This is a genomic window from Pseudonocardia sp. Cha107L01 (genome assembly GCF_052566575.1).
Window position 1 is genome coordinate 2,056,684 of record NZ_CP199579.1, and the last position, 26,332, is coordinate 2,083,015.

Here is a 26,332-nt window from a genome sequence, read left to right on the forward strand (position 1 = left end):
CATCGAGGAACATTCAGCCGAGAAGCTTGCGGCGGAGCCCGGCGGGCCACTTCTCCACCGGCACCACGGCGGCCAACGCCGAGCGGAACTTGCGCTTCCCCTCGAACATGATCAGCATGGGGCCCCGGTAGTTCCGCCACAACGCCCGGCGGCGCGAATAACGATTCTCGAAGTCCGAGACGACGAACTTGGTGTGACGCAGGTTGAATGCGATCGTAATTCGCTTGTCGGTGCCGTTATAAGTCGTGACGTAGTGCGGCAGAGTCGCCGGGAACACCACCATCTTGCCGGGCGTCGGCACGAGCTCCACCTCATCGTTGCCGATGACGTCGCGATCGGCACAGCCCTCCACCGAGACGCTGCTGCCGCGGGACAGGTCCGGGGTGCTCGCCACCACCCGCCGGCGTGCGGAGATCGGTCGCGGTATGCCGCTCATGTCCATGAACCTGGTGAAGCCGCTGGTCACGGACTCGGGCTGCTGCCCGCAGTCGACGTAGTAGACAGCCGCCCACATGTTGACCCCACCCGAGTGGACATGTGCCGCGGCCGAGTCGCCGAGCTGGTTGACGTTTGCCCACGCCTCGACGTCCCAGCCCTCGAGGAGCTCGTCGTCCGGGTCGTCCACGGTGCGCCGCACAACGGACCGCAGCATGGTGTGCATGCGCTCCAGCAGGGTCGCGATCGCCGGGTCTTCCCACAGCTGCAGATTTGTCTCCGAGTGCCATCCGCCGCAGTTCGACTTGTTCAGCCCCGGTGAGGTCGCCATGCGTTCCAGCACCACGCGCCGGAGCTCCGCGTTGAGGTCAGCGCAGTCCGGCCAGACATGAGTAAAGATGGGGCTGGCGCCGATCTCGGTCCGACTCAGGCCCAGATTCGGCGCGGACGCAGAGTGGTCCGTCTCCGCCGTCACCGTTTCTGAGCGGTCAAGGTCATCGATGCTCACCGCACGCGTCTCTCTCTCGAGGGGCTGGTCCAGCTCCGGCGCAGCCAGTATGTCGGGGCCCCGGAAGGCCACTAACGTTAGGGGGAGGCAAAGTGGGAGCAAGCGGAGGGCAAAACGGAGGCGAGTTCGCGCTGCGCCGCCGCGGGGAGTGGAAACAGCGGACGGAACGCTGGGGAGCGCGAGAAGTCAGGGAATGCGGCCGCCGTCAAAACCGCTGGGGAGCTCCACGGATCTCATCGCGGTATCCAAAAGTAATTGGCCAATTACTCTCTGTGTGGATCTGGGTTCATCGAGTCGGTGATCGAAAGCGGCGTCCCGCGTCGAGCACGCTGCATGATCACCCTCTGTGCGGCCGGTCGGAGCGCGCCTAGCCCGGTAGTCGCTGATCGCCGTCCGATTGAGTGCTCATCTTTCCCATGCGTCACTTATGCACCAGCGGACACGTTGATCACCGTGTAACTGCTCCTCTGCGGCCGGCATTGGTTGACGGAGCGTAGTCACCCACAAGGAGAAGCGCGTGCTGAAGAAAATGATCATTGTGTCCACGGCGGCCTCTGTTGCCATGCTCTGCGGTGTGGGCATCGCGAGTGCCCACGAGGAGGGCGACGGCGACGGCAGCACCAACTGCACGGCCAACGACACCATCCACCAGAGCAACAAGGGCCACCAGCTGGTCGGCGGCAACCTGGGTGCGCAGGACGCCACGACCAACGTCTGGGGCGCGCAGCTCACCCGTCCGTCGGGCATCTGCCCGACCGTGGGGAACAACAACCACCTCTGATCTAGTCAGAGCTTGCTCGTCCCGGCGGCCGGGATTGGGGTGGCCGTCGGGGCATTGCTCCCCGGTGTGGCGAGCGCAAGCTGGGGATTCCGTGTCCGGTCCAGCGGCCGGCGGACTGTGGCGGCGTCGCTAGATGATGATGCCCTGGTGAACCGACGCGAGTTGGTCACCAGGGCATTGTCATGTCCGGACAGCCGCGGCGTCATCAGCGGCATGCGGCCGCCCTCCAGCACGGCGAGTGCGGAAGCGGTACCGGAGTGCGCGATGACGATGTCGGCCTCGCTCAGGGCGGCGTCCAGCTCACCCGCCGGCAGGAACGGGCGCGGTGTGATGTCCAGGCCGTCCACCGGTGTGCATCCCGACTCGCTGTTCGCCGAACTCAACGTAATTCTGGTCGAACTCATGGTCAAACCAGAATTACGTAGTGTTGACCATGAACTCCGTTGCAGCGGACCGGCAGAAGCTGGTCGAACCCGCCGGGCTCGACCTCCCCAGCCTGCCGTCCGTCCCCGCCCGACCGAGGGGCCCTGTCCGAGGGTTACCGCCGCGATCCGCGGCGGAAATCACCGGGCAACCTGTCATTCCTACATTCCGCGCATGGACGGTGTGCCTGGTCGTGTGTTGCCCGGCCGCCGCACTGGACCGGTAGGTGCCCAGACCGCCCTGGCGCGCGGCGAGTTGTCCTGTTTCGACCTCAGCTGCTTCGCCACCGGGGCCGAGGGCTCCCCAGTGCGGGAGAGCCTGGCCGGTGCCCTGGATGAGGGGCTGAGCCGCACCGGGTTCTTCCTGGTGACGGGACACGGGATCGAGCCCGGGGTCCGCCGCGCGATGTCCGAGGCCGCCGCGGCTTTCTTCTCCGAGCCTCTCGAGGTCAAGCGCCGGCTCGCGATCGGGAACTCCCCGGCCCACCGGGGCTACGTCGGCATCGGTGCCGAATCCCTCGACGACACCGGGCGCGGCGACGCCAAGGAGTCTCTGGACACCGGGGGTGAGCAGGGCCCCGACCATCCGGAGGTGGTGGCGGGTACGTCGCTGTTCGGCCTGAACCAGTGGCCGAGGACCCCGGGTTTCCGGGAAGCGTGGGAGCGGTATTTCGCGCGGGCCGTCGAGGCCGCGGCCCGGGTCCAGCGCGCGCTGGCACACGCCCTCGGGTTAACCGACGACGACATCTTGGCACCTGCTCGCCGACGGCGTCGGCGGCCTCCAGGTGATGACGCGGGAGGGAACGTGGCTCGGCCCGGGTGAGGGCCCCAGGTACCGGCCGCAGAAGGCCGGCGATTACCTGCTCTCGCGCCTGGACTCCACGCACACCTACCGCAACCCCCTGCTGAGAGGGAACTGACGTGGACGTCACGAGCATGCCGAGGGGGTACGGGGCAACCCTGCCCGACTGGGTCTTCGACGAACTGACCGCCGTGCCGGGCCCGCTGACCAGCGCAGAGGAGCGAATGGCCCTGGTCAACCGGCTGGCCGCCCGCAACCCGGTGGAAGGTTCCGGCGGCCCGTTCGCCGCGCTGGTCGTGAACACCGCCGACGGGGAGGTGGTCTCGGCCGGCGTCAACCTCGTGCTCTCCTCGGGCCTGTCGGCCGCGCACGCCGAAGTCGTCGCTCTGTCCCTCGCTCAGTTGCGGGTGGGCACCTGGGACCTCGGCGCCGAGGCCGCCGTGGAGCGCGAGCTCGTCGTCAACTGGCGACCCTGCGCGCAGTGCTACGGCGCCACGATGTGGTCGGGTGTGCGGAGACTGGTCGTCGCGGGCGAGGGTCCGGAGCTGGAGGAGCTGACCGGGTTCGACGAGGGGCCGATGCGGGAGGACTGGGCCGAGCAGCTACGCCGGCGCGGCATCGAGGTGGTGTCGGGCGTACTGCGCGAGCAGGCCCTCGAGGTCTTCGCCGACTATCGCCGGTTGGTCGCCGAACGGGGTCTGACCGTCTACAACGCGCGCAACTCCGGCGACTCCTCGAGGGGCCTCGCATGACCGAGAGCCAGGCCCCTCGGCAACCGAGGACTGGGCGCGATCAGTGCCAACGCCATCGGGTCGGTCGGTGACATCACCTTCGCTGCGGGCTTCGCGATCGCCTCGGTAACGCACGGTCCGCGACGTTATCACTCTCTGTAACTGATTGTCGCGAGCATCCGCCATTTTCCCCCACAATTTCAAGTCGGCGGCAGCAAAAAGCACAATGAGTAGTCAGTATTCACCGATAAGAGACCGCAACCTTTTCGTCGACCCGGATAAGACACGATCAGGTCACGCACTGGCGCGAGGCGGCGTTTATTCCCTATCTTTAACGCAGCCATCCCGCGCTCCCCAACCCGGAGTTGGCGCCAGTGACTTATTGACAAGGCAGATACCGATCTTGACAGGAGAACTACTGTGCTGAAGAAGGCTGGAGTCGCGGTGGGCATCGCCGCCGCCGCCCTGGTGGCGCTGAGCCCCCTCGCGTTCGCTGACGATGAAGGCAGCAGTGGGTACGGCGGAAGCGGTGAGCACTTCCAATTCTTCCCCGGTGTGCAGGACCACGTCTTCCAGCACCCCGTGAAGGAGTGCAACCACCACTACGCCGAGGGCAAGGCTGGCTTCTTCAACAAGGACCAGAGCAACACCGACAGCCACGACGGTGACTGCGACCAGGACATCAGCCCCTCCCCGGAGGACTAGGGACGGGCAACTGGGGGACCTGACGAGAGTCCCTTTTTGTCGGAGGGCGCCGGATGTTATCCGGCGCCCTTTCCGTCTGTCCGGACCCAGCAGCTCGTTCCGCCGCCTGCGCCGCCGTCCTCGGTCTGGAGGCTGGCCCGCCGCCCGTAGGCCTGCCCGTCGCCCCGCTCACCGCACGGTCGCATCTGTGCGGAACGGATCGCGCCGCCAGTTCGGCGATCACAAGTTGATCACTCATCGTGACCGATGCCGCGTCGATCATCCGTCTTCGCACTACTACGGCCACCGGCGCGGGCAATAGAAAGCAGAGAGTGTCCCGAGATTAGCGTCGAATTCATCAAGAAGAGTTCGCATCTGCCGGACTACTGGTGCGGCGCCTTTCCCATGTCCTGATCCGAATTTGGCCGACGGACCGGAACAGCTCAGTGCGGCTGCGCTAAGTGGCCGGGGTTGGCAATGGCCAGACCAGTTCGCAGTGAAAGCCCGGGATTACATCCGTCCGTGCTGACGCTCTCGACGACCCGACGCTGCGAGACCTCCCAGCAGGGGCCTCCGACCAAGTAACAGCTCGGGCCGGCCAGGGGAGGAGGGGGTGGGGCCGGGCAGCGCTGATGCTTGTCAGCCCGCGTTACGCAGCACGGCGACGTAGACGGTGCAGGTCGCCACGAACGGACCGGCCTTGAGCTCGGCGACCCAGCGCTCGGCGGCCGCGGGGTCGATGTAGCCGGCCTCGACTGCCCGCGCCGTGTTCCGGTTCAGACCGTAGATCTTGCTGGCGAGCCGGAAGTCGCGTAGCAGCGGCGTCGAGGCGAACACGTCGAGCACCTCGAGCCCGGCGCCCTCGGCCAGGCCCGGCAGCTGGCGCCCCACTATCGCGTTGCGCACCCGGACCGCGCAGACAAAGCGATTGAAGGCCCGATTTACTTCGAGGTCACCCGGGCCGGTCGCCAGGGTGTCCCAGTCTGGCTCCGCGATGACCGCGATGCCGCCCGGGCGCAGCACGCGGCGGAACTCGGCCATCGCAGCCGCGGGATCCTCCACATGCTGGATGACCCGGTCAGCGCGAGCCCGGTCCACACTGTCGTCCTCGAGTGGGAGCTGGTGGGCATCACCCACACGCACCTGAACCCACGGCATGGCAGCGACGCGCTCCCGCGCTTCCTCGACGAATATCGCCGCGTGGTCGATCCCGATGACCGATCCCGTCGAGGTCACCGCTTCGGCCAGGACAGGCAGGTCCGTGCCCGGACCGCAGCCCATGTCCAGCACAACCTGCCCAGGCTGAAGGTCGAGGGCGACGAACGCCTGCTGCTTGTACTCCTGGCCACCGCTCGATCCCGCGATGCGATCGAGGTACTTACTGGAGTGCGGCACTCGCCCCTCAGTGGTCAGCATGGCGAAAAGTGAACCACTCGGCCGTAGCTGGCTGTCCTGGACCCCGCCCCGGGCCCGATCCAGCAGGTAGTCCTTCTACCGGCGATGCTCGACTTAGCGCTCTGCCGAAGTCGGTCACCGATGTGGACCTGATCGCGGACTCCGTTCTGGTGGCGGAGTCTCCCAGCGCCGCGCGCAAACCCGGCTAGAGCAGATCAAACGGTCGGCGAGGGGACCGGCGCGCTGCGGCCGAGGGGGATGTGGCCGACGATGGGGCGGCGGCGCAACATCCTCGCCGACCACGACGTCAGGGGACCCGATCGTCGGGTGAGAACGTCCGGGCCGAGGCGGCCCAGCACGTCTTGGGCCTGCTCATCCGAGCAGAGCCGTGGTTGGAAATGAATCAGCCGGTTGTCCGTGGCGATGCAGGTCAGCTCGACCTCGAGGGCCCCGTTCGCGGTGAATGTAGTTCGTGCAATGAGGCCGTAGCCCGGCTCCTGCTCGCTGAATCGACCCTTGGTCCCGAAGGTGAAGTTGCCCAGCGAATACAGGATGGGCGTGCCGTCGATGATCTCTACGGGTTGAACGGTGTGAGATCCGGCCCCGATGACCAGGTCGTACCCGGCGCGCGCGAGCAACGCGGCATCGTGACGCTGCTGCTCAGTCACCGGCTCGTAGTTCAGCCCCCAATGCACGTAGGCAATGACCCACCGGGCGCCAGCGTCGACGGCCAGCGCCTTGCCATGAGCGACCGAGTCCCCGTTCATCACGATGGTGCCCGGCGCGGTGGCGCTAGCGGTCGTGTTGAAGTACCACTGCTCCCCGAGGCCCACCACCCCCACCAGCCCATGCGGAGTGTCGATCAGCAGCGGCCGGGCGGCATCAGCCTCCGAACCAGCACCAAACGGCGTCACCCCAGCCGTTGTTAGACGGTCGATGCAGTCCAGGAGGCCCTCCGGACCGCGGTCGTAGCAATGGTTGTTCGACAGACTCATGGCATCGAAACCGGCATCGCCCAGGGCGCCCGCTGTCGCAATGCGTGCGCGATAGCTCCACCGTTGCTCAGGAAAGAACTTCTCCCGGTGCCGCGTGATCGGGCCCTCCGCGTTGCCGATGACATAGTCACCACGCAATAGCGGACGCAAGTAGCGGAACGCCCACTGATAGCCACGGGCCTTGAGGTGTGGCCAGGCCGAACTGCCGAGCAGCACGTCACCGACCCAAACGACGTCAAAGCCGTCTTGAGGCGACCGGCGGCGGATCATAAGTCTCCAGGGCTGCCCTCGGTCAGCAAACCGAGTCGTCGGCGAGGGTGCGACGAACGGCTGATCCTGCGGCCTGCCCAGTCCGGTGTCGAGCGTTGCTTCCGCGGCGGGCGCCGAAGCCGTGTTCACCCGTGCCCGTGTACGCCATGTGGGGCCTGAGCAACGGTCCGGACCGCTTCCCCCACTGACTGCCGCCACGGTCAGGCCGGTTCCATTACCTCGGGCGTCGGGTCAGCTGCTTCGGCCGCCAACGCGGCCGCCGCCCGCTCGGCGAGCATCTTGCGCCGCTCCTCGTCAAACACGGTGACCCATTCCGAGGACAGGTCATGCAAGTGCGGCGTCACTTGGAACAGCGCCCCGGACGGTTTCCCCTCTGCCTCCACAGTTCGCACCAGTGTCGCGCCGAGGCTCTGGTAGTAGGCCTGCAGCTGGAGGTTGGTCCGCCACACGTCCCACCGCATGTACGTCATCTCGCGCTCAGCGGCCCGGGTCTGCACCCATCGCATGAGCATCGCGGCCAACCCGGCGCCACTGCGGGCGAGCGTGGTCGCGGTCTTCGACGCATAGAGGGCCCGGTCCTGCAGCTCCTCAGGTGTCCAGAAGGCGGGATTGGCGTAGCGGCGGATGGTGACGGTGGCGATGGGCTCTCCGTCGTCCTCAGCCAGCCAAGTCTGACCGCGAGCGATCCTGCCCGCTAGGCCGTCACGGAAGTCCTTGCCCTGGTTCCACTGGTCATTGCCGCGCTCGTGCAGCCACTCGATGCGCTCCTGCAGAATTCCGAGCACGGTGTCGAGGTCGGCCGAGGTCGCCTGCCGCATCACGTATGGTTTCGCCACGTTGATCCCAGGTGAATGAGGTGCGCCTGAACCGGGTGTCACTGCACTGCGCTGGGGAACGGTCCCGCCGCGTGGCGCACGTTTTCGAGGCGAGTAACGGGATAGTAACGGAGGGTTGCGGAGGTCCGTGTCTTGGCTCTAGGGGTGCCGCCGCCGGTCAAGCAGTTCAACGATGACGGCGTCAGCTCGCTCCGGAATCAGGAAGGACTAGTCGGCCAGGTAGCGCTGCCGCAGGAATCTCGTGAAGGCGGCCATCTCCCGCTGGTATGCGGCCATGTGCGCCAATGCTGACCCACGGTGCGCCGACACCCCAGCTGTCGTGGCCTTCGCACGAGGCCTCGGTGCGCAGACCGAGGAGCCGAAGAGCGGTGACCGCGTCGCGAATGCCGTCGATGTGCATGCCGAGTCCGTCGGTCAGCTCAGCGACCTCCTGGCCCGTGCGCTCCCATGTCGCGCGGCGGTCCGTGTCGGCAGGTGACAAGAAGCGCTTCCCTCGGTTCGATGTGCCGGCAGCGGCGACTCAGGTGGCAGACCCGGTGAACGTGGCTGGTCTCACGCACCGTGAGTGATGCTCACTCGTTATAACCGGCATGACACTCTGCTCGGCCTACCTGCCGGACCGCCGGACGGGTCCGGGGCGGCTGTCCGAGGTTCCGCTCGAGGTGCTCGCGGTGGGCCCGGCGGAGCTGGTGCTGCCCGAGGCGACCATCCGCGACGAGCGGGGCGGTGTGCTGTTGGACCGGGGTCTCGTGGTCGACCCGTCCAACGGTGGCGGGCCGCTCGGTGACCGGGACCGGGATCGCGCCGCCCGGGCGTTCGGGCTGGTCAACGTGGCCTTCCACACCCAGCGCGCGCTCCGTGCGGTGACCGAGCTGCTCGGGCGCCCGATGCCGCACCTGGTGGTCCGGATCGGTATGCACGACGGCGTACGGCGATGGGGCGGCGGCCACTACCGGGTTCCGGCCCGCTCTTCCGACCCGGTGGAGACGGTCGCGGTGCGCCCGACGGGTGAGGTGCACCTCGGCGGTGGGAGCGGGTTCGCGGCGGCGGACGGGGGCGGGACCTACTTCGCCGCGCCGTCGCACAACCTGGCGATCATCTACCACGAGATCGGCCACCACATCTGCCGGCACACCGCGGACTTCCGGCTCAACCGGCTGCGCCCGGCGCACGCGCAGACCAACAAGAAGGTCGCCATCGACGAGGGTACCTCCGACCTGCTGACCGCCATCTTGCTCAACACCGCCGACATCTACGGCTGGCACCGCGGCTCCGTGCCCGCCTGGGACCTGCGCCGTCGCCAGCTCGACCCGCGCTGGACGATGGCGCATTTCCGAGGTGGTCGCAGCGACCCGCACGCCGGCGGCACCATCTGGGCCTCCGCCGGCTGGACCGCCCGGGAACGGGTGGCCGAGGCCGGCTACGACCCGGCCAGGTTCGACCGGATGCTGCTGCGCGGCCTGTCACTCTCCGCTGCCGAGGCGGGCGTGGGTCTCGGGGTCAGCGCGAGGATCGGTGTCCAACCGGATGCCGAGGTCACCGAGCAGACCCTGCGCCGCCGCCGGCACTTCGGCGTACTGCTGGAGGCCATGCTGCGCGCGGACCCCGGCCTGGCCGGCCCGGTGCTCGCCGGGATGGCCGAGCACGGCATTGCACCCGGCTCGACGAACGCCGAGCTGCGAGAGGTAGCCCGCGGGCGCCAGCTGGTCGCGGTAGGCGGCTGACGGACTCGGGTCAGGAGCCGGCGGACTGTTCGTCGAGCTTGTGGAAGATGACCCGGCCGCCGTCCTGGGCTCCGGCAGGGTCGTCGGCCTGCTGGTATGCCCCGGCCTGGAAGCGCACCGTCTGGCCGTTGAACTCGGCGGGGATCGGTGCCGTCACCTGGTGGACGGCGCCGTTGAGGGTCGCGGAGAAGGCCATGCTGCCGTTGCCGAGGTCGGTGATGGTGAAGTCGAACGGGCTGTTCAGCGGCACGTTGGGCAGCAGCGCGTAGTTGATGTGGTCGTTGCCGTCCTGGACCTGTTTCACGACGACCTTGAGCTGCCCCTCCTGGTAGCGCAGCATCACGTAGGGCACCGAGCTGATGTCGTCGGCGCCGTGAATCTGGCCCAGGATGACTCCCTGGCCGTCCTTGGGTACCTGCAGCAGCGTCACCGAGGCGTTCAGGGTGTGCCTGCCCTTGCCGGCGGCGAAGTTGGTGAGGCTGTTCAGCTCGGTGCGGGGATGGTCTGAGTTCTTGGTCGTCGCGCCCTGCGAGGGCGCCCAGAACATCAACCCGCCATCGGGGGTCGCGGTCAGCCACGGCGCCTTGAGGGCGGCCGGTTGGATGGTCGCCGCGTTACCGTTGTCGTTCTTCTCCGGAATGCTCAGCTTCCAACCGGAGAGGTTGATGCCGGCGGGGGCCGGTGGCGGTGGGGGTGGGGCGGCCACGGGGGGCGGCCCCGGTTGCGGGCTGGCCTGCTGGCCGCCGCCGGACGAGAGGCCGATCCACAGGCCACCGCCCAACAGCACAACCAGGACCACGGCGATGGCCAACCACCGTCGTTCGTGTAGTACCGCAGAGAGCTTGTCGGGGAGTCCACGCCGCATCACTCGACCCAAGGTAGCGCGGCGGCGAGATGTGGGTCGGCGATGCCGGCAAATGCCAGAGACCGCCGTAACACGACCGTCACCAACGATGTCCACTGATGTGAAACCCAGTTTCATCGTTAGAGACCTCGACGGTCGGGGACGGCGCGGTGCCGGTGGAGGCGGCCGGGGTCATCGCCATCCCGGACCTGACCAGCTACACGCCGCTGCCCTGGGTGCGCGACGGACTCGCCCTGGTGCACTGGCCGCCCGGCTCGACCCCGTCGAGGGCGGCCGGCGGATCGCCAACTACCTGCGGGACTATCTCGGCCGATGGGGTGGTGGAGAGTGACGTGGCGGTGCGGGTGAACCTGGTCACCGGTGGTGCGAGCGCCAACCCGCACGTGTCCGAGGCGGACTTCCGGCTGTCCCGGTTCGCCGAGGGAGCGCCGCTGCGTAGCCCGCACCCCTACGTCGGCGCGGGCGAAATGCGCTGAACAGCGACGGGCCGGCGCGCGCCCGACCGGGTTGCCCGATCGCGGCTAACGGCGAGGTGGACCGGTCAGCCCGGTTCGGTCCGGTTGACCAGGACCACGAGGGCGACGACGACCGGCAACGTCCCGAGGACCGTCAGGCCGCCGAGCACCATCTGCGGCTGGCCGAAGGCGTACCCACTCAGGAGCAGCAGGCTCGTCACGGTCAGGAACACCAGGGCGACCCAGTGCGCCGATGCCTGGGGCTGGCCCGTGCCGGGGTCGCTCAGCAGGGCGGCGAGCGTCGGGTCGTCGTAGAGCAGCCCCCGTTCGATGTGGCGGAGGAGCCGCCGTTCCCTGCTCGACAACGTAACCATGCTCACCGCCCGTCCGCGCCTACGCGGCCGGCCCGCGACGCTTGTGACATCAGGTCACAGCGCCACCGGAGCACCTGGCCGTAGGAGCTAATCAGCCAATAAAGGGCGCTCGACGGTGAGCTCATTGCGCCGCCGACCCACCGGCTGGGGGGATGACCTGCTCAGCCTGGGGGGCGGTGAGCCGGCCCGGAGGATCGGCGGCCGGCATAACATATTTCAGCGTGCAGCACAGTCCGTCCCCCCGCGGGAGGATATTCGTGCCTCAAGTGGCTAACGCACGCTGTCGGGCGGGTCTCTGCAGTCGCCCGATCAGCGATTCCGTATCCAGCATAAGCCAATCTCCGGCTGAACTAGCTCTCCGCCGAGGGCTAGCACACAGGTGCTGAATGTCACACCGACCGGCTGACGGGTGCAGCGGGTCCGGTCCGGTACAGGATGCCGTCCAGCTCAACGCCGGCGCCGCCGCGATCGCCGCCCATGACGGCTTCGCCGAGCCTCCCCCGGCCGGCGCGATGCGCGACGCGGTCCACGACGCACTGGTCGCCGCGGCTCGCTCGATCGACTCGGGCGCGGCGGCGGACACGCCGCGCCAATGGGTTCAGCACTGGACTCAGAATCGATCGAACCATTCCGATATTCCGATCCGACCCTTCGGAGTGGGAGACCAACGCCACCCGACAGGGCTGATCCGTGCGGCGGATAATTGGTGTCGGGACCGGCGGTCCGAGTTGTCGCCCGCGTTCGCCGGCTCGGTATGGCGAGCACATGGAGGTGCGAGATGAGTGGCAGCCGGATTGTGGTTGGCGTCGACGGTTCGAGTTCGGCGACGCGGGCACTGCAATGGGCAGCGCGCCAGGCCGAAGTGACCGGTGCCGAGCTCCATGTGGTGGGTGCGTGGAATTGGGCGGCGACCTACGGGTATGTGCCGACCGGCGAGTTCGACTGGGAGCAGGAAACAAGTTCCATGCTCGACGAAGCTATCGCGAAGGCCGTCAGTGCGGGGCACGGCGTTCACCTCCGCAAGCACGTTACGCAGGGACATCCGGCCCAGGTGCTGCTCGACGCCTCCGAGGGTGCCGACCTGCTGGTGGTGGGCAGTCGCGGCCACGGCGGGTTCACCGGAATGCTGCTCGGATCGGTCAGCCAGTACCTGGTCACGCATGCGCGGTGCCCGGTGGTCGTCGTGCGCGACGCCGAGAGCTGACCCGCGACTGGCGGCACCCGGCCAGGGGCACGGCCGACCCGCCGCGTGAAGCGCGCGGCGGGCCGCCGGCAGAGGAGAACCGCTGACTACGAGGTGTGCACGATCAGCACGTCCACACCCGACCGGCGGGCCACGCTCTGCGGAACCGAACCGAGGATTCGGCCGCTGAGGCTGGTCAGACCGACGTTGCCGATCACCAGCAGGTCCGCTCCCGAGTCCGCCACGGCCTGGTCGAGCACGTCGACGGGCGGCCCCTTCAGCGCGCGGGTCTCGACCTTGTCGGCGCCGGCGGCGCGGGCCCGGTCCGCGGCGTCACGGAGCACGCTCTCCGCCGGCGCCGAGCCGAAGACCTGGTAGGCCTCCTCCTTCAGTGCCGTCGCGGCGGCATTGGTCTCGCTCCCGTGTGCTGGTTCATAGGCCGTCACGATGAGCAGTTCGGCCCCGTTGTCGCTGGCGAGCGCGCTGGCCCGGTCCACCGCGATCAATGAGGTGTCGGAGCCGTCGGTGCCGACGAGGATCTTCTTGTAGGAGCCCATCTCGAGCCGCCTTCCTGTTCAGACTCACGTAAGTGGTGCCGCGTGCGCCCGGGCCACATTTCCCGAGTTACACGCCGAGATTGATATGCAGGTCCACGCCCAGTAGAACGAGCGGCCAGAGGAACATCGCCAGGACGAAGGACACGAGAGACGACACATTATTGATGGCGTAGCCGTGCGAGAGCGCGATGACTACGCCGAGGACCACCCAGACGAGAGTCCCCAATGAGACGCCACTTCTCATGATCACTCCTCAGTGAGCTGGCGCGCGTGACTCCGACAATCCGGTCGGCCTGGTGCGCGTGGCCGATCGGGACGGGCGTCCTGTCTTGGTGAGAAGTGGAGAGCGTGCCAGTGCGGCATCCGATCCGCTACCCCGGGTCGGGGGCAGTTCAGCAGAGTCGCGGTCAGGTGAGCTGGGCGATGGCGCCGTTGAGGGCTCGGGTCAGCGGCTCCCCGTCGCCGTGCAGATGCGACAGCATCGTGCCGCCCTGCAGCGCGGAGAGCAGCACGAGTCCGGCGCCGGCCGGGTCCACGTCGGCGCGGACGCGACCGTGCCGTAGTGCCCGCCCCGCCAGCTCGCCGATCGCCTGGCGCCACTGGTCGAACAGGGCACGGAGCTCACCGCGCAGCACCGGGCTGTCGTCGACCTGGCCGGCGAAGACGCCGAGTGGGCAGTTGCCGAACTGGTGCACCCGGTGGGCCAGCAGCACCTCGTCGCGCCACCGGCCGAGGTCGTGGCAGGCCGGGTCGCGCAGGCAGGGCTGGGCGGCGAGCACCCGCTCGAACTGCAGGTGCAGGACCGCGACCGTGAGGTCCTGCTTGTCGTCGAAGTAGTGGTAGAGCTGCGACTTGCCGGTGTCGCTGGCGGCCAGCACGTCGTCGAGCGAGGTGGCGGCGATGCCCCGGTCGTGCATGAGCCGCGCGGCCGCCTCGACGATGGCGTCACGCGACCGCCGCCCCTTCGCCGTCACGGGCGCCGGCTTCACCGCCGCGCCGTGGCCGGCTCGGCGAACTCCTCGTACAGGGCGGGCAGGAACGACGCCAGGTGGTTCATCTCGACGGCGCAGTGGGAGAGCAACCCCAGTCCGAGGCTCTTCGGGTCTCCCTCGGCGATCGGTGCCCGACCGGCCGGCGGGGTGGCGACCGCCGCCGCCGGCAGGTCGAGGTGCTCGACGTGGTTCAGGAAGAAGCGGCTGCGCATCTCCGCGCCGCTGTCGGTGCCTCGGACCTGGTGCACCAGCCACCCGAACGCGATCGGCGCGACACTCAGGCCGACCCGCCCGGCAATCACCGTGCTACCCGGGCGGCTGTCCTCGAACCCGAGCTCGGCCGGCTCGACGAACCGGATGGCCAGCGGCGTCAGCACCCCGCCGACGTACTCGTCCACGTAGGACACGTTGCCGACGTAGCGCTGGCGGTCGGTCAACGTGCGGTCGCTCAGCCTGTTCTCACCGACGGCCGTGAACTGGTGCGCGTCGGGGTGCCACAGCTTGTACCGGGCCGACTCGCAGCTGTGCCAGCCCATCCACCAGTCCCACATCTCCCCGGTGACGCCGGGCATCTCGGTGCGGCAGGCCACCACGACCACGCCGCTGTCCAGCACGGTGCAGCCGGTCTCCATCTTGTGGTAGCCGGGCCTGGACAGCTTCCGCGCCGCGTCGTCGATGTCGTAGCCGTACTCGCTCGGGGCCATCCCGGTCAGCAGCACCTCCGGTACGTGCGGCTGCATCGGGAGCGCGTCGGCGCGGAAGTACTTCGCGTACGGCTTCGCCTCGTCCGCGTCGCGGTAACCGAGGTAGCGCTCCTCGCTGGGGTAGGAGGTCGGCACGCTCGCCCGGTCCGCCGCGGTGAGCTGGTAGGTGGCCATGGCCCCAGTCTGACAGTCTGTACTAAATAGTACAAATCGCCTGACAGCGGCCACAGCCCACGGCGGCGATATCACTCTCCGGTGCAGCCGGTGACCTAGACACAAATTCGAATCCTGGATAAATTTTTGCGGCATGAACAAGCAGGTCCAGTTGGTGTGCGCCTGGTGTGGCCCAGCGATGGTGGTTGTCACCATGGTGGGCTGGTTGCTCGCCGGAATCCTTCCCGTCCCGCCCGCGGCCGACAGCACCGCGGCCGAGGTTGTCGCGTTCTACACCGGCAATGTGAATCTTGTGCGGCTGGGGCTCGCGCTCGCCGCCATCGGGGTCTGCCTCGTCGGCCCGCTGGTGGCCGTCATTGCGATCCAGATGCTCCGGATGGAGGGCCGCGCGCCGATTCTGACGGTGCTGCAGGTGTTGTCCGGTGCGGTGACCTGGGTGATGCTGATGGTCCCCATGATCATGCTGAACGTGGCCGCGTTCCGTCCCGAGCGCTCGCCCGAGGTAACGCAGGCGATCAACGACCTGGCCTGGATCCTGTTCTTCACGCCGATCGGGCCGTTCGTCATCCAGAACCTGTCGATCGGCGGGGCGATCCTGGGCGACCGCGCGGTGCATCCGGTGCTGCCGCGATGGATCGGCTACGCGAACATCTGGATCGCCTTCCTGTTCTGCCCCGCCGTGCTGGCCTACTTCTTCAAGTCGGGACCGTTCGCCTGGCACGGCATCTTCGTGTTCTGGCTCGGGCTCCTCGCCTACTCGGTCTGGGCCGTACTGATGGGGCTCTCGCTCCGGCGGGCGATCCTCGACGAACCTGACCACGAGCAGGTGCCGGGCGCCGTCGCCGCGGCTCGCTGAGCCGAGCCCCCGCTCCGCGCGTCGCCGAGCGTGGGGCGTCCGGCCGAAAGAGTTAGTGATAATTGGGCCGAAAGGGCGTTGCGCGATTCCCGCATGGCTTGCGTACTCCGTTTGCCAATAAAAACTACTCCTACGCTGATCGAGTGACGTATTCGGAACTGAGAAACAAAATCGGGCCGCCCTCTGATGTCTATCGCAGCGGCCCACCCCAGGGGTCGTGAACATCTGAGTGAAAGGCTTCATAAATGGGCGACTACATCGGCAGTTCCTGCGGCGGCGGCCACAAGAAGAAGCATCACCACAGCTGTGACTGTCACAAGCACCACCATCACCACCACTGCCGGTCACTGAAGCGAGACCACTGTGGCGATGACGGCGGCCGGAAGCGCAAGCACCACTGCGGCTGAGGTTATCGCTGGTCGGCGCCCCTTCCCCGGCGGGGACCGGGGAAGGGGCGCCGCGCCGACGATGGTCGGACCGGGTGCCGCACACCTGATTTCGCCGGGCACCCCAGCTCTTCTGTTGAAATCACAGGAATGGCCCTCGACGTACGCAATCACATTGGTCGCGATATCTCAGGTGAACCGCCGGATGTCGGTGACACGCCGGTCCTCGACCGTGATCCGAACGATTCCCATACCTGAGGAGTTATCAGCTAGACCGACCCGCCAGGTGGCTGCTCAGGAATGCCACAGCGCGGTCCAGGACCTCCCGGGTGGTCCACGGCAGGCCGGCGGTTACGTCCCCGAGGAATACCAGGTCGCCGTGGTTGGCGCCGGCCAACAGGTAGCGGGTGCTGTCCACGCCGGCGGCCCGAAGTGCGGTGTGCAGCAGGAGTGTCTGGCTGGGCGAGATGATCGTGTCGGCGGTGCCGTGCCAGGGCGACCGCGTCGGGGTCGGCCGGCGCCCACCCCGGCGTACAGCGTGAGCGGGTTGTCCGGCTGCGTCCAGTACTCCCGGGTGGCCGGGTCGAAGTCGGCGGCGATGCGGCAAGGCCGGCTGGCTGCTCAGACGGTGAACCGCAGCGCGGTCTCCCGGTGCTCGGCCAGCGCGGCCAGGTGCTCGTCCAGGTTGGTCATCTCGGGCAGGCTCCGCCCGGCGGCCATGCCGCGCAGCAGGGCTTGCTCGGCGCGCTCGATCTCCTCGGCTGTGGGCAGCGCGGCGGCCAGCCGCTCGGGTGGTGAGATGACCAGGCCGTCGTCATCGCCGACCACCAGGTCGCCGGCGGTGACCTCGACGCCGCCGATCAGAATCGGCCCGCCGAACGTGCCGGCGTCCCGGGTGCTGCCGGCCATCGGCGTGCTGCCCCGGGCGTACACCGGCAGCCCGAGGGCGCGCAGTCCGGCCACGTCGCGGCAGTAGCCGTCGATCACGATGCCGGCCAGGCCGCGACGGAGCGCCTCGGTCGCGAACAGTTCGCCGCTGACCGCTCGCCGGTGCCCGTCGGTGGCCACCACCAGCACCGATCCGGGCTCGGCGAGGCGCAGCGCGACCAGCAGCGGCAGGTGGTCGTCGTGTGCGACCACAGGGAACGCGGGCCCGGCCAACCGGCTGCCGGGCACCATCGCGTGGATCTGCGGGTCGATCACCGCCAGGCCCTTGTCCGCGTCGCACAGCGAGGAGACCTGTAGCGCGGCGAGGCGCTCGATGAGCGGGTCCACCTGATCACCAGCCTTCGTCCCGGCCGGGGTGCCCGGTCGTCTGTGCTGACGGTGCCATAAAGCGGGTGGATCGGCGCGGCTTGCCCCCGCTCGGGGTCAGCGGGTCCCGTGGGCCCTTTGCTCTGCGTAGGAATACGCACAGCCCTGGTCACAACCGGTGCCGCGGGCTCCGGGACGGCCTGGTGTCGCGTATATATGCGCAGAGCAAAGCTTCGGCACAGGCACTCTCGGCGCGAGCGGAATTTCCCCCAGCAGGGGCACCCGGCGGCGTGCCGCTAGGCATCCCGCGCGGCGCCGCCGTAGCGCCGACCGAGCACCAACACCGCCAGCCCGGCGGCGAGCATCGGCACCGACATGGCGTAGAACAGCGCGTTCGGACTCCAGCCGGCACCGAGCGCCGCACCAGCGAGCAGCGGGCCGGCAATGCCGCCGAGGCGGCCGATGCCCAGCGCCCAGCCGACCCCCGAGGAGCGGATCGCCGCCGGGTAGAACACCGCGGCCAGCGCGATCACGCTCTTCTGGCCGCCGCTGACGCAGCAGCCGGAGAGGAAGGTCGCGGCCAGCAGCACCCAGATCGGGCTGCCCAGCGCGAGGCCGGTCAGCGCGACGAAGGCGAACCCGACCAGGTAGACGGCGGCCACCGTGCCGTAGGCGCCGAGCCGGTCCATCGCCGGCCCGGTGACGAACGCGGCCGCGATGCCCCCGACGGTGGTCAACGTGGTCGCGGTGACCACGGTGCTCATCGGGTAGTGCAGCCCCGTCATGATCGTCGGCAGCCAGCTCTGCAGCGCGTAGAACTCGGCCAGGTTGATCGCGAAGACCACCCAGAGCAGCACCGTGCCGAGTACCCACTCACGGGTGAACAGCGTGCGCAGCGCGGCCCTGGTCGCGGGTCCGTCCGGGACCGCGTCGGACAGCTCGAAGCGCGGCGAGCCGGTGGCCGGCAGGTTCCGGTCGATCCGCCGGAACACCCGGTAGATCTGCTCCGGGTCGCGGCCGCGCCGGATCAGGAACAGTGGTGACTCGGGCAGCAGCCGGACCAGTGCCGGCACCAGCAGCAGCGGCACGATCGCGCCGACCCAGAACAGCGAGCGCCAGCCGTGCGCCGGCAGCAGCGCGCCGACCGCCAGCCCGGCGGCCACGAAGCCGAGGGAGAACCCGCAGTAGATGGCAAGCACAAACGTCGCACGCAACCGCTTCGGGCTGAACTCGCCGGTCAGCGCGATGGCACTGGGAGCGGCGGCACCCAGCCCGAGACCGGTGAGGAAGCGCAGCACCACCAGCTCGGTGACGTTGCCGGACCAGACGGCGGCCAGTGTGCACACCGCGAACGACACGGTAGCCACCACCAGCACCCGCTTGTGCCCGAACCGGTCGGACAGCGGCGCGAGCGCCAGGTAACCGACCATCAGACCGGCCAGCGCCGAGGAGAAGATCGGCCCGAGTAGCTGTTGGGACAGGCCCCACTCACGGGCGATGTGCGGGGCCAGGTAGCTGATCGCCTGGGTGTCGAACCCGTCGATGAACATGATCAGGCCGCAGAGCGTGACCACCCCGTACTGGAAGCGGCCGACCGGGCGGTCGTCGACGAAGTCGGGCAGTCGGAGCGGGTGCGTCGCGAGGGACATCGGCTACCTCGTTCCGGAGTCCTCGGTGACTCCTGGTGGTGGTCCTCGGTGTGTCAGGTGGCGGTCGGGCGTTCCGGTCAGTGGGTCGGGGCCGGCCCGGTCGGCAGGAACGCGTCGGCGCGGAACTGCTCGGGCGGCAGTCCGGCAAGCGCGTGGAACTCGTCGCGCGCCGCCGCGGTCATCGCCGGGTTGCCGCAGGCGTAGACGTCGTGCCCGCGCAGCTCGGGGTGATCGGCGAGGACCGCCCGGTGCACGGGCCCGGTGCGCCCCGTCCAGTCGGCGTCCGGGTCGGAGAGCACCGGGGTGAACCCGAACCAACGGTGTTTGGCGGCCCACCGCTCCGCGAGCTCACCGAGGTAGAGGTCGCCGGCGCGGCGCGCCCCCCAGTACAGCCGCACCGGCCGCGCCGCGCGCCGGGCGATGAGGTCCTCGATGATCGACTTGGCCGGGGCGAACCCGGTGCCGGTGACCACCAGCAGGATCGGCCGCGTCGAGTCGTGGTCGACGGTGAACTCGCCGAACGGCAGCTCCACGGTGAGCTGGTCGCCCCGGCGCAGCCCCGCCAGCGCGCCCTCGGAGAAGCGGCCGCCCGGCACCCGCCGGATGTGCAGTGAGACGGCGTCGTTGCGCCGCGGCGGGTTGGCCATCGAGTAGTTGCGGGTGTCGCCGTCGGGCAGCCGCACCGTCAGGTACTGCCCGGCCCGGAACCTGACCCGCTTGCCGATCGGGTACCGCAGCGCGAGCACCGCGACGTCCGGGGCCGGATAGCTGATCTTGTGCACGGTCGCGGCCATGGTCCGCCGGGTCGGTGGTTCGCTGCGCTCGATGCGGGTCGGCGCGATCTCGACGGCCGAGCGGGGCACCGCGCGGCACAGCAGTACGCCGTCGGCCGGAGCCTTGGTCGGCGGGTTCCCGGGCACCTGGGCGCTGCCTTCGGTCAGGGTGGCCGCGCAGCTCGTACAGACCCCTTTGCGGCAGGAGTAGGGCAGTGCGTAGCCGGCCCGCTCGGCGGCGTCCAGCACGGTCTCGCCGGGCCGGCAGCTGAAGACGATCTGCGTGCCGGCCACCCGCACGTCGAGCGCCGTGCCGGCGGTCATAACGCCACCCGGGCTGGCGCACCCACCAGCCGGATCGCGCCGAGCAGCGCGCCCGGGTCGGCCCGGCCCTGGCCGGCGATGTCGAACGCGGCTCCGTGGCCGACGCTCGAGAACGCCAGGCCGGCGCCCACCGACACCGCCGACGCGCTCCGCCCGGCGAGCAGCTTGACCGGGATGTGGCCCTGGTCGTGGTACATCGCCAGGTGCGCGTGGTAGCTGTCGCGGTTCTCCGGAGCGAACAGCAGGTCGGCGCCCAGCGGTCCGTGCGCGTCGACCCCGGCGGTCCGCAGCGCCGTCACGGCCGGCCGGGTGATCCGCTCGTCCTCGTCCCCGAACAGCCCCTGCTCGCCGGCGTGCGGGTTGATGCCGCAGACCCCCAACCGCGGCTCCCCGAGCCCGCGCGAGCGCAGGAACTCGGCGGTGGCCTGCCCGGCGGCGGTGATCAGCTCCGGGGTGAGCCGGCGTAGCGCGGCCGGCAGGCTCTCGTGCAGCGTGGCGTGCACGACGCGCAGCCCGCCGCCGACGAGCAGCAGGAACACCCGATCGCGGGGTACGCCGGCCAGTTCCGCGAGCAACCCCGGGTAGCCGTCGAACCGAATGCCGGCGCTGTTGACCGCCGTCTCGGAGTGCGGGCAGCCGACGATCGCGCTCCCGAGCCCCGCGCCGACCGCCGCCACCGCCGCCCGCAGGTAGGCCACGGTGGCCGCGCCCGCCGCCGCGCTGACCTGCCCGGGGCGCCACTCGGCCGGCGCCAGCGCGGCGACCGCCAGTACGTCCAGCACGCCTGGCGTCGGCTCGACCGGCCCGTCCACCTCGCGCACCCGCAGACCCCGCTCGCCCGCCCAACCGTGAACCAGGTACGGGTCCGCCACCAGTACCGGCGCGAGCCCGGGATCTCCGTCCAACGCGGCCGCCGCCTTCACCGCGAGCTCCGGGCCGATGCCGTTCGGGTCGCCGACCGTGACCAGCACCCGGTTCACAGCGGCAGCGCCAGCAGCGTGTCGATCCGCTTGCTGTCGCAGACCACGACCCGCTCGACGAGCTTCGGTTCGTCGCCGGCCAGCGTCCAGCGGTCCAGGTAGCGCCCGGAGGCGAAGACGTCGGTGCTGCCGTCCCGCATGATCCGCAGTACCAGGAACGGGGTATTGGTACGCGGGTCACCGGGCGGGTCACCTGGCTCGCCCGGGCAGCCCAGCGGCTGGCCGAGCAGGTGCCGGTAGCTCTGCCGTTCGTAGATGTTGGCCTCGCGCAGCGCGGACACCCGGTCGGTGAGCATCCCCCTGGTGTCCGCCCAGATCAGTCCGGCGGCGAGCCCGTCGCGGTGGTTGTCGGCGGTGGTCACCGTGTAGAAGCACTGCTCGGTGAAGAAGTCCGGCCAGCGCTCCAGGTCGTCGGAGTCGATGCACCGGGCGTACTCGGCCTGCGCCTGGCCGATCGCCCACGCGGTGTCCCGGTCGAGTCGGCCCCCGGTCGCGGCGCCGATCACGCGGACACCTCCGAACGGATGCCCATGGCCGCCAGGTAGGCCTTCCAGAACCCGCGCACCGACGCCTCGGTCACCCGGCTCTCGCTGGACTCCGCCGTCTCGCCGCCCATCCGCAGCACCGCCGCCTGGTCGGCCGCACCGGCCACGCCGCGCTGCACGAACCCGCCGACGCAGCCGTCCTCCATCGAGATGTAGCCGGCGGAGCCCACCAGGTTGGCCTGCTTGAGCCGCACCCGGCGCTGCGCGGGGGTGTCCTCCTCGAACCCGAGCAGGGTCCAGTTCAGCTCGGTGCGGCCCGCGCCCCTGGGCAGGATCTGGCGGACCGCGACCGAGTTCTGGATCTGCTGCAGCACGAACCCCGGGAAGGTGGACAGGATCTGCAGCGTGGTGTCGTCGCCGACTTCGCTGAAGCCCGCGAGCAGTGACGGGTCGGCGAGGCGGTACCCGCTGTCGGAGCGGATCTTCTGGTCCGCGTAGCTGCTGTCCTTGGCCTCGCTGGACCGGTCGATCGCCGAGTAGCTGACGTGGTGCCCGCCGCCGGGGCTGACGATGATCCCGCCGCGCATCGACAGCTTGTTCAGCTCGAACGTGGTGAAGAACAGATGCAGGATGCTCGCGTGGTAGGAGTCCTTGACGTTCTCCACGTAGAGCTTCCAGTTGTTCGGCAGCATCTGGGTGAACCGGCCGATCACCACCGGCGTCCGCCCGCCCAGCACCCGCTCGATGCGGTCCAGGATCTCCTCGCCGAAGTAGTCCTCGACGTCCGGCACATCGTTGTCGAAGCTGCCGAACACCAGCCCGTGCACCACCGCCAGGCGCAGCTTGCGCGGCCAGTGCCGGTCCATGCAGAACGACTCCGGCATGCCGCCCTTGCCGTTGATGCCGTCCTTGAACGCCACCCCGGTCAGCTCGCCCTCCACCGAGTACGTCCACGCGTGGTAGACGCAGGTGAACTCCTTCGCGGTGCCCCGGTCGTCCAGCGCGATCAGGGCACCCCGGTGCGCGCAGCGGTTCTCGAACGCGTAGAGCTCGCCGTCCCGGCCGCGGCTGACGATCACCGGCGTGTCGCCAAGGAAGGTCGTCCGGTACTGGCCGGGTGACGCGACCTCGGCCTCCAGGCACAGGTAGTTCCAGTGCGGGCCGCGGAACAGCCGGTCCTGCTCAGCGGCGTAGACGTCGTCGCGCTGGAAAACCCAGTACGGCACCCGGGTGAGCCCGTCGGGCCAGGCCGGGAGTTCCGGGGCCGTGCCGGCGTTCGTGCCGGCGTTCGTGGTGGTCACGCCCTCACCTCAGCTTGCGTCAGCGGCCTTGACGGTCGCACCATTTGTTCGTATAACGAACACGTGTCCGAATCTCGAACAATGGAAACCAGTGGCGCGGACCCTGTCAAGGGGAGCGGCGCCTCCGAGCTGCCCGCGCGAGTGTCGGCGCGAGTGTCCGAGCGAGCGCCGGAGGGCATGGCCGGACTGGCCAAGGGGCTGGCGGTGATCGAGGCATTCGGCGGGGCGTCCTCGCAGCTCACGGTGTCCGAAGCCGCCGAGCTCACGAACGTCACCAGGGCCGCCGCGCGCCGCTGCCTGCTCACCCTGGCCGAGCTGGGCTACCTGTCCCATGACGGGAAGCACTTCCGCCCGACGCCCCGGATGCTGCGGCTCGGCGGCGCCTACCTGGACACCGCGCCGCTGCCGGCGCTGGCCCAGCCGCACCTGATCGCGGCGCGGGACCAGCTCGGTGAGTCGGTGTCGCTCGCGGTGTGGCAGGACGGCTGGTCGCTGTTCGTCGCGCGGGCCGAGGCGCAGCGCCTGGTCGCGACCGGGGTCCGGATCGGGGCTCGGCTGCCGGCGCACTGCTCGGCCACCGGGAAGGTACTGCTCGCCGGGTTGCCCGAGGCGGAGCTCGCCGCGTTCCTGGCCGCCGGCGGTTGGCCGAGGCGCACCGCGCACACCCTGGTCACCACCGGCGCGGTCGCCGACGCGGTCCGGGAGGCCGCCGAGTCGGGCTTCGCCACCAGCGACGAAGAGCTCGAACTGGGCATGCGGGCGCTGGCCGTCCCGGTGTGGGACGCCCGAGGTCGTACGGTGGCCGCAATGAGCGTCAGTACGTCAACCGCTCGGGTGACAGCGGGTGAGTTGCGTGACCATTTCCGACCAATCCTCGCCGAACGGGCCACTCTGCTGGGTAAGAACTTGTAAGTCGTGGCGGCCGGCCAGCAATCCACAGTAACTTCGGTGCCAGCTATCAGGTCACTCTCAGGCGCTGGACGGCTAACTGAATGGGTACATACCGGATGGCCCTGAGAGGAGGGACCGGTGAGCGGTGACATCGGTCAGTCGGGTAGTCCGGACGCAACCGATCAGTACTGGCGCCCGCCCGTCCCGCACCCTCGGTCGGACGGCGGGCCCGGCCAGGCGGGCCCCTACGGTTACGGCGGGCCGCCGGCACAGCGTTCCGCCAGCCCCGCCATGCAGCCGACCGTGCCGTTGGCACCGCCGCTGACTCCGCCACCCGGCGCGCCGCCGCCACCGCCCGCTTCCGGGCCCGCGTCGGAGCCGCCCCGGCTACGCCACCCGTTCCGGGTGTTCGCCACCGTCGTCCTTGTCGCGCTCGTGGTGTTGGCGACGGCCGCGTTCGGCCGGGACCTGCTGGGCCGCGGCGGCGTGCTCTCCGCGTTCGCCCCGGCGGACAGCGCGACCTCCTCGGACACCTACGGTGCCGCGTCGGGTGCCCCGGACGCCTCGGCCGCTGAGCCGTCTGCCCCGACCAGGACGGCGCTCGACGAGCCGAGCCTCTCGGCGCTGAGTGCCAAGGTGGCGCCCGGGCTGGTCAACATCAACTCCGAGCTCGGCTACCAGAGCGCGGCGAGCGCGGGCACCGGCATCGTGCTCACCCCGAACGGCGAGATCCTCACCAACAACCACGTGATCAACGGCGCGACCAGTATCCGGGTCACCGACATCGGCAACGGCCGCACCTACCGGGCCACCGTGGTGGGCTACGACCGCGGCCACGACATCGCGGTACTGCAGCTGCGCGGCGCGTCCGGACTGCGCACCGTCACCATCGGCGACTCCGGCACGGTCAAGGTCGGCGACCCGATCGCCGCGCTGGGCAATGCGGGCGGGGTCGGCGGCACACCGTCCACCTCCGGCGGCACCGTGACCTCGCTGAACCGGTCGATCAACCCGAGCGACGAGCTGACCGGCAGCACCGAGCACCTCACCGGCCTGATCGAGGTGGCCGCGAACGTGCAGCCCGGCGACTCCGGCGGCCCGCTGGTGAACGCCGACGGGCGGGTGATCGGCGTGGACACCGCCGCCTCCGCTAACTACCGCTACCAGAGCAGCGGCGGCACCGGATACGCCATCCCGATCAACGACGCGATGAACCTGGTCCGCCAGATCCGGGCCGGCCAGGCCTCCGAGTCGATACACATCGGACCGACCGGGATGCTCGGCGTCTCGGTGGTCAGCTCGCCGGCCGGCCGGTACACCGGCGGTGGCCAGTCCGGCGACGAGAGCAGCCGCTACCAGCCCATCTCCGGGGTACTGGTGGCCGGCGTGCAGGACGGTTCACCGGCCCAGCAGGCGGGCCTCGGCCGCGGCGACGTCATCACCGGGCTCGACGGCAGGAGGGTCGACACGCCCACCACGCTGACCAACCTGGTCGGCCTGCACCACCCGGGCGACCGGGTGCTGCTGCAGTGGACCGACTCCGCCACCGGCCAGCAGCAGAGTGCGCCGGTCGGTCTGGTCACCGGTCCACCCAGCTAACGCCCCGACCGCCCGGTACGCCAGGGTGTGCGGGTGCCCTGGCGGTTCAGCGCGGACGTGCGGCCCTACGCCGAGCGGGTCTGGGATCTGCTCGCGGCCGACCCCGCCGCGAACAGCGTCGCCCTGACCTCGATCGACCACGTCCGGACCGGCCGGCGTTGGTCGGCGGAGGACCGGCTGTTCGGCTGGTACGCCGATGGCCGGGGTGTATGTGGCGCGGTGAGCATGACCCCGCCGTACGACCTGCTGCTGGCCGCCGTGCCGCCACCGGCCATGCCCGAACTGGTCGACGCGCTGCGCGCCCACGCGATGCCGGTGCCGGGTGTGGTGGGGGCGGTGCCGACGGTCGAGGAGTTCGCCGCGCTGTGGGTCGCCGCGGCCCGGGCGGCGGGCGGCACCCTGCGCGGCGAGCGGGGCATGCGCCAGCGGCTGTACCGCCTGGACACCCTGTGCCCGCCCGCCGCGCCGCCCGGTCGGGCCCAGCTCGCCTCGGCCGGGGACACCGTACTGGTGGCGAACTGGTACGCGGCGTTCCAGCGGGAGGTCGGCACCGTGCCGGTGGACGTCGAGCCGATCGCCAGGGATGCCATTGAGCAGGGACTGATCTGGCTCTGGCGCGACCCGGTCGGCACGCCGGTCGCGTTGGCCGCGCACACCCGGATCGTGGCCTCGGTGGCGCGGGTGGGCCCGGTGTACTCGCCGCCGGCCGGGCGGCGCCGCGGCTACGGCGCCGCGGTGACCACCGCCTGCACCGAGGCCGCGCTGCGGGCCGGCGCCGCGAGCGTGGTGCTGTTCACCGACCTGGCGAACCCCACGTCCAACGCGATCTACCAGCGCCTCGGCTACCTCCCCGTGCACGACTACCTGCAGATCCGGTTCACCGGCCGCTGACCGGGAGCCGCCGCTGAGCGCTCGTCACCGACCGCTGCTTGTTGTTACCGAGCTGC

The 26,332-nt window shown here is 69.7% G+C and carries 30 protein-coding genes; 11 read left to right on the plus strand and 19 right to left on the minus strand.

All coding sequences use genetic code 11. From position 1 onward, the window contains the following. Positions 1–13: 13 nt before the first annotated feature. Positions 14–1,015 (minus strand): putative 2OG-Fe(II) oxygenase, encoded by a 1,002-nt coding sequence (locus ACTXG6_RS09845; protein ID WP_445187448.1) that lies wholly within the window; start codon positions 1,013–1,015, stop codon positions 14–16. Positions 1,016–1,460: 445 nt separating this feature from the next. Between ACTXG6_RS09845 and ACTXG6_RS09850 the strand changes: the two genes are divergently transcribed. Continuing rightward, the gene (locus ACTXG6_RS09850; RefSeq protein WP_445187449.1) at positions 1,461–1,724 is read left to right on the plus strand and encodes a hypothetical protein; all 264 of its coding nucleotides are present in this window, start codon (positions 1,461–1,463) and stop codon (positions 1,722–1,724) included. Positions 1,725–1,729: 5 nt separating this feature from the next. Here ACTXG6_RS09850 and ACTXG6_RS09855 read toward each other — a convergent pair whose 3' ends face one another. Continuing rightward, on the minus strand, positions 1,730–2,128 hold the full coding sequence (locus ACTXG6_RS09855) for a hypothetical protein (RefSeq protein WP_445187450.1): 399 nt from the start codon (positions 2,126–2,128) through the stop codon (positions 1,730–1,732). A 214-nt stretch (positions 2,129–2,342) separates the two neighbouring features. Here ACTXG6_RS09855 and ACTXG6_RS09860 point away from each other — a divergent pair, with 214 nt between their 5' ends. The 3 genes from ACTXG6_RS09860 to ACTXG6_RS09870 all read left to right on the plus strand — a co-directional run bounded on the left by ACTXG6_RS09860 (position 2,343) and on the right by ACTXG6_RS09870 (position 4,384). After that, entirely contained in the window at positions 2,343–2,969 is a 627-nt protein-coding gene (locus ACTXG6_RS09860) for a 2-oxoglutarate and iron-dependent oxygenase domain-containing protein (RefSeq protein WP_445187451.1), read from the plus strand. Positions 2,970–3,067: 98 nt separating this feature from the next. Beyond that, positions 3,068–3,700, plus strand: a complete 633-nt coding sequence (locus ACTXG6_RS09865; protein ID WP_445187452.1) for a nucleoside deaminase — start codon at positions 3,068–3,070, stop codon at positions 3,698–3,700. 399 nt (positions 3,701–4,099) lie between these two features. Continuing rightward, positions 4,100–4,384: a hypothetical protein gene (locus tag ACTXG6_RS09870; RefSeq protein ID WP_445187453.1), complete on the plus strand. Its 285-nt coding sequence runs from the start codon at positions 4,100–4,102 to the stop codon at positions 4,382–4,384. 618 nt (positions 4,385–5,002) lie between these two features. On the opposite strand, the gene ACTXG6_RS09875 is transcribed toward ACTXG6_RS09870, so the two are convergent. The 3 genes from ACTXG6_RS09875 to ACTXG6_RS09885 form a co-directional block, all read right to left on the minus strand. Further along, entirely contained in the window at positions 5,003–5,758 is a 756-nt protein-coding gene (locus ACTXG6_RS09875) for a methyltransferase domain-containing protein (RefSeq protein ID WP_445187454.1), read from the minus strand. 215 nt (positions 5,759–5,973) lie between these two features. After that, on the minus strand, positions 5,974–7,023 hold the full coding sequence (locus ACTXG6_RS09880) for a CapA family protein (protein ID WP_445187455.1): 1,050 nt from the start codon (positions 7,021–7,023) through the stop codon (positions 5,974–5,976). 200 nt (positions 7,024–7,223) lie between these two features. After that, positions 7,224–7,841 (minus strand): GNAT family N-acetyltransferase, encoded by a 618-nt coding sequence (locus ACTXG6_RS09885; RefSeq protein ID WP_445187456.1) that lies wholly within the window; start codon positions 7,839–7,841, stop codon positions 7,224–7,226. A 608-nt stretch (positions 7,842–8,449) separates the two neighbouring features. On the opposite strand from ACTXG6_RS09885, the gene ACTXG6_RS09890 reads away from it, so the two are divergent. Further along, positions 8,450–9,583: a hypothetical protein gene (locus ACTXG6_RS09890; protein WP_445187457.1), complete on the plus strand. Its 1,134-nt coding sequence runs from the start codon at positions 8,450–8,452 to the stop codon at positions 9,581–9,583. Positions 9,584–9,593: 10 nt separating this feature from the next. Here the strand turns inward: ACTXG6_RS09890 and ACTXG6_RS09895 are convergent, their stop codons facing one another. Further along, on the minus strand, positions 9,594–10,394 hold the full coding sequence (locus ACTXG6_RS09895; RefSeq protein ID WP_445187458.1) for a polysaccharide lyase family 7 protein: 801 nt from the start codon (positions 10,392–10,394) through the stop codon (positions 9,594–9,596). Between the two features lie 203 nt (positions 10,395–10,597). Between ACTXG6_RS09895 and ACTXG6_RS09900 the strand changes: the two genes are divergently transcribed. Then, positions 10,598–10,924: a hypothetical protein gene (locus ACTXG6_RS09900; protein WP_445187459.1), complete on the plus strand. Its 327-nt coding sequence runs from the start codon at positions 10,598–10,600 to the stop codon at positions 10,922–10,924. 65 nt (positions 10,925–10,989) lie between these two features. Here the strand turns inward: ACTXG6_RS09900 and ACTXG6_RS09905 are convergent, their stop codons facing one another. Both ACTXG6_RS09905 and ACTXG6_RS09910 read right to left on the minus strand, forming a co-directional pair. Then, entirely contained in the window at positions 10,990–11,277 is a 288-nt protein-coding gene (locus tag ACTXG6_RS09905) for a DUF3040 domain-containing protein (protein WP_445189966.1), read from the minus strand. A 389-nt stretch (positions 11,278–11,666) separates the two neighbouring features. Further along, positions 11,667–11,807: a hypothetical protein gene (locus ACTXG6_RS09910; RefSeq protein WP_445187460.1), complete on the minus strand. Its 141-nt coding sequence runs from the start codon at positions 11,805–11,807 to the stop codon at positions 11,667–11,669. 248 nt (positions 11,808–12,055) lie between these two features. Between ACTXG6_RS09910 and ACTXG6_RS09915 the strand changes: the two genes are divergently transcribed. Beyond that, positions 12,056–12,481, plus strand: a complete 426-nt coding sequence (locus tag ACTXG6_RS09915; RefSeq protein WP_445187461.1) for a universal stress protein — start codon at positions 12,056–12,058, stop codon at positions 12,479–12,481. A gap of 86 nt (positions 12,482–12,567) precedes the next feature. Here the strand turns inward: ACTXG6_RS09915 and ACTXG6_RS09920 are convergent, their stop codons facing one another. The 4 genes from ACTXG6_RS09920 to ACTXG6_RS09935 all read right to left on the minus strand — a co-directional run bounded on the left by ACTXG6_RS09920 (position 12,568) and on the right by ACTXG6_RS09935 (position 14,887). Then, on the minus strand, positions 12,568–13,017 hold the full coding sequence (locus ACTXG6_RS09920; RefSeq protein ID WP_445187462.1) for a universal stress protein: 450 nt from the start codon (positions 13,015–13,017) through the stop codon (positions 12,568–12,570). A 67-nt stretch (positions 13,018–13,084) separates the two neighbouring features. After that, complete coding sequence (locus ACTXG6_RS09925; RefSeq protein WP_445187463.1) at positions 13,085–13,261, minus strand: hypothetical protein; 177 nt, start codon at positions 13,259–13,261, stop codon at positions 13,085–13,087. 163 nt (positions 13,262–13,424) lie between these two features. Next, the gene (locus ACTXG6_RS09930; RefSeq protein WP_445187464.1) at positions 13,425–13,991 is read right to left on the minus strand and encodes a TetR/AcrR family transcriptional regulator; all 567 of its coding nucleotides are present in this window, start codon (positions 13,989–13,991) and stop codon (positions 13,425–13,427) included. Between the two features lie 11 nt (positions 13,992–14,002). Continuing rightward, positions 14,003–14,887: a DAPG hydrolase family protein gene (locus ACTXG6_RS09935; RefSeq protein ID WP_445187465.1), complete on the minus strand. Its 885-nt coding sequence runs from the start codon at positions 14,885–14,887 to the stop codon at positions 14,003–14,005. Between the two features lie 205 nt (positions 14,888–15,092). Here ACTXG6_RS09935 and ACTXG6_RS09940 point away from each other — a divergent pair, with 205 nt between their 5' ends. Continuing rightward, on the plus strand, positions 15,093–15,743 hold the full coding sequence (locus tag ACTXG6_RS09940; RefSeq protein WP_445187466.1) for a hypothetical protein: 651 nt from the start codon (positions 15,093–15,095) through the stop codon (positions 15,741–15,743). 651 nt (positions 15,744–16,394) lie between these two features. On the opposite strand, the gene ACTXG6_RS09945 is transcribed toward ACTXG6_RS09940, so the two are convergent. The 7 genes from ACTXG6_RS09945 to ACTXG6_RS09975 all read right to left on the minus strand — a co-directional run bounded on the left by ACTXG6_RS09945 (position 16,395) and on the right by ACTXG6_RS09975 (position 22,895). After that, entirely contained in the window at positions 16,395–16,736 is a 342-nt protein-coding gene (locus ACTXG6_RS09945; RefSeq protein WP_445187467.1) for a hypothetical protein, read from the minus strand. Between the two features lie 14 nt (positions 16,737–16,750). Beyond that, the gene (locus ACTXG6_RS09950) at positions 16,751–17,404 is read right to left on the minus strand and encodes an RraA family protein (RefSeq protein WP_445187468.1); all 654 of its coding nucleotides are present in this window, start codon (positions 17,402–17,404) and stop codon (positions 16,751–16,753) included. A 275-nt stretch (positions 17,405–17,679) separates the two neighbouring features. Next, a complete protein-coding gene (locus tag ACTXG6_RS09955; RefSeq protein WP_445187469.1) occupies positions 17,680–19,032 on the minus strand; it encodes an MFS transporter in 1,353 nt (450 codons plus the stop codon). Positions 19,033–19,109: 77 nt separating this feature from the next. Then, entirely contained in the window at positions 19,110–20,129 is a 1,020-nt protein-coding gene (locus ACTXG6_RS09960) for a 2Fe-2S iron-sulfur cluster-binding protein (protein ID WP_445187470.1), read from the minus strand. Continuing rightward, positions 20,126–21,109 carry a PdxA family dehydrogenase gene (locus tag ACTXG6_RS09965; RefSeq protein ID WP_445187471.1) on the minus strand — a complete coding sequence of 328 codons (984 nt, stop codon included), beginning with the start codon at positions 21,107–21,109 and terminating at the stop codon, positions 20,126–20,128. The genes ACTXG6_RS09960 and ACTXG6_RS09965 overlap by 4 nt, the downstream gene beginning before the upstream one ends. Beyond that, complete coding sequence (locus ACTXG6_RS09970; RefSeq protein ID WP_445187472.1) at positions 21,106–21,615, minus strand: aromatic-ring-hydroxylating dioxygenase subunit beta; 510 nt, start codon at positions 21,613–21,615, stop codon at positions 21,106–21,108. The genes ACTXG6_RS09965 and ACTXG6_RS09970 overlap by 4 nt, the downstream gene beginning before the upstream one ends. Continuing rightward, the gene (locus ACTXG6_RS09975; RefSeq protein WP_445187473.1) at positions 21,612–22,895 is read right to left on the minus strand and encodes an aromatic ring-hydroxylating dioxygenase subunit alpha; all 1,284 of its coding nucleotides are present in this window, start codon (positions 22,893–22,895) and stop codon (positions 21,612–21,614) included. The genes ACTXG6_RS09970 and ACTXG6_RS09975 overlap by 4 nt, the downstream gene beginning before the upstream one ends. Before the next feature lie 153 nt (positions 22,896–23,048). On the opposite strand from ACTXG6_RS09975, the gene ACTXG6_RS09980 reads away from it, so the two are divergent. From ACTXG6_RS09980 to ACTXG6_RS09990, 3 genes are all read left to right on the plus strand, one after another. Further along, positions 23,049–23,807, plus strand: a complete 759-nt coding sequence (locus ACTXG6_RS09980; RefSeq protein WP_445187474.1) for an IclR family transcriptional regulator domain-containing protein — start codon at positions 23,049–23,051, stop codon at positions 23,805–23,807. 117 nt (positions 23,808–23,924) lie between these two features. Next, entirely contained in the window at positions 23,925–25,385 is a 1,461-nt protein-coding gene (locus ACTXG6_RS09985; protein WP_445187475.1) for a S1C family serine protease, read from the plus strand. 33 nt (positions 25,386–25,418) lie between these two features. Further along, on the plus strand, positions 25,419–26,276 hold the full coding sequence (locus ACTXG6_RS09990) for a GNAT family N-acetyltransferase (protein ID WP_445187476.1): 858 nt from the start codon (positions 25,419–25,421) through the stop codon (positions 26,274–26,276). Positions 26,277–26,332: the final 56 nt, after the last annotated feature.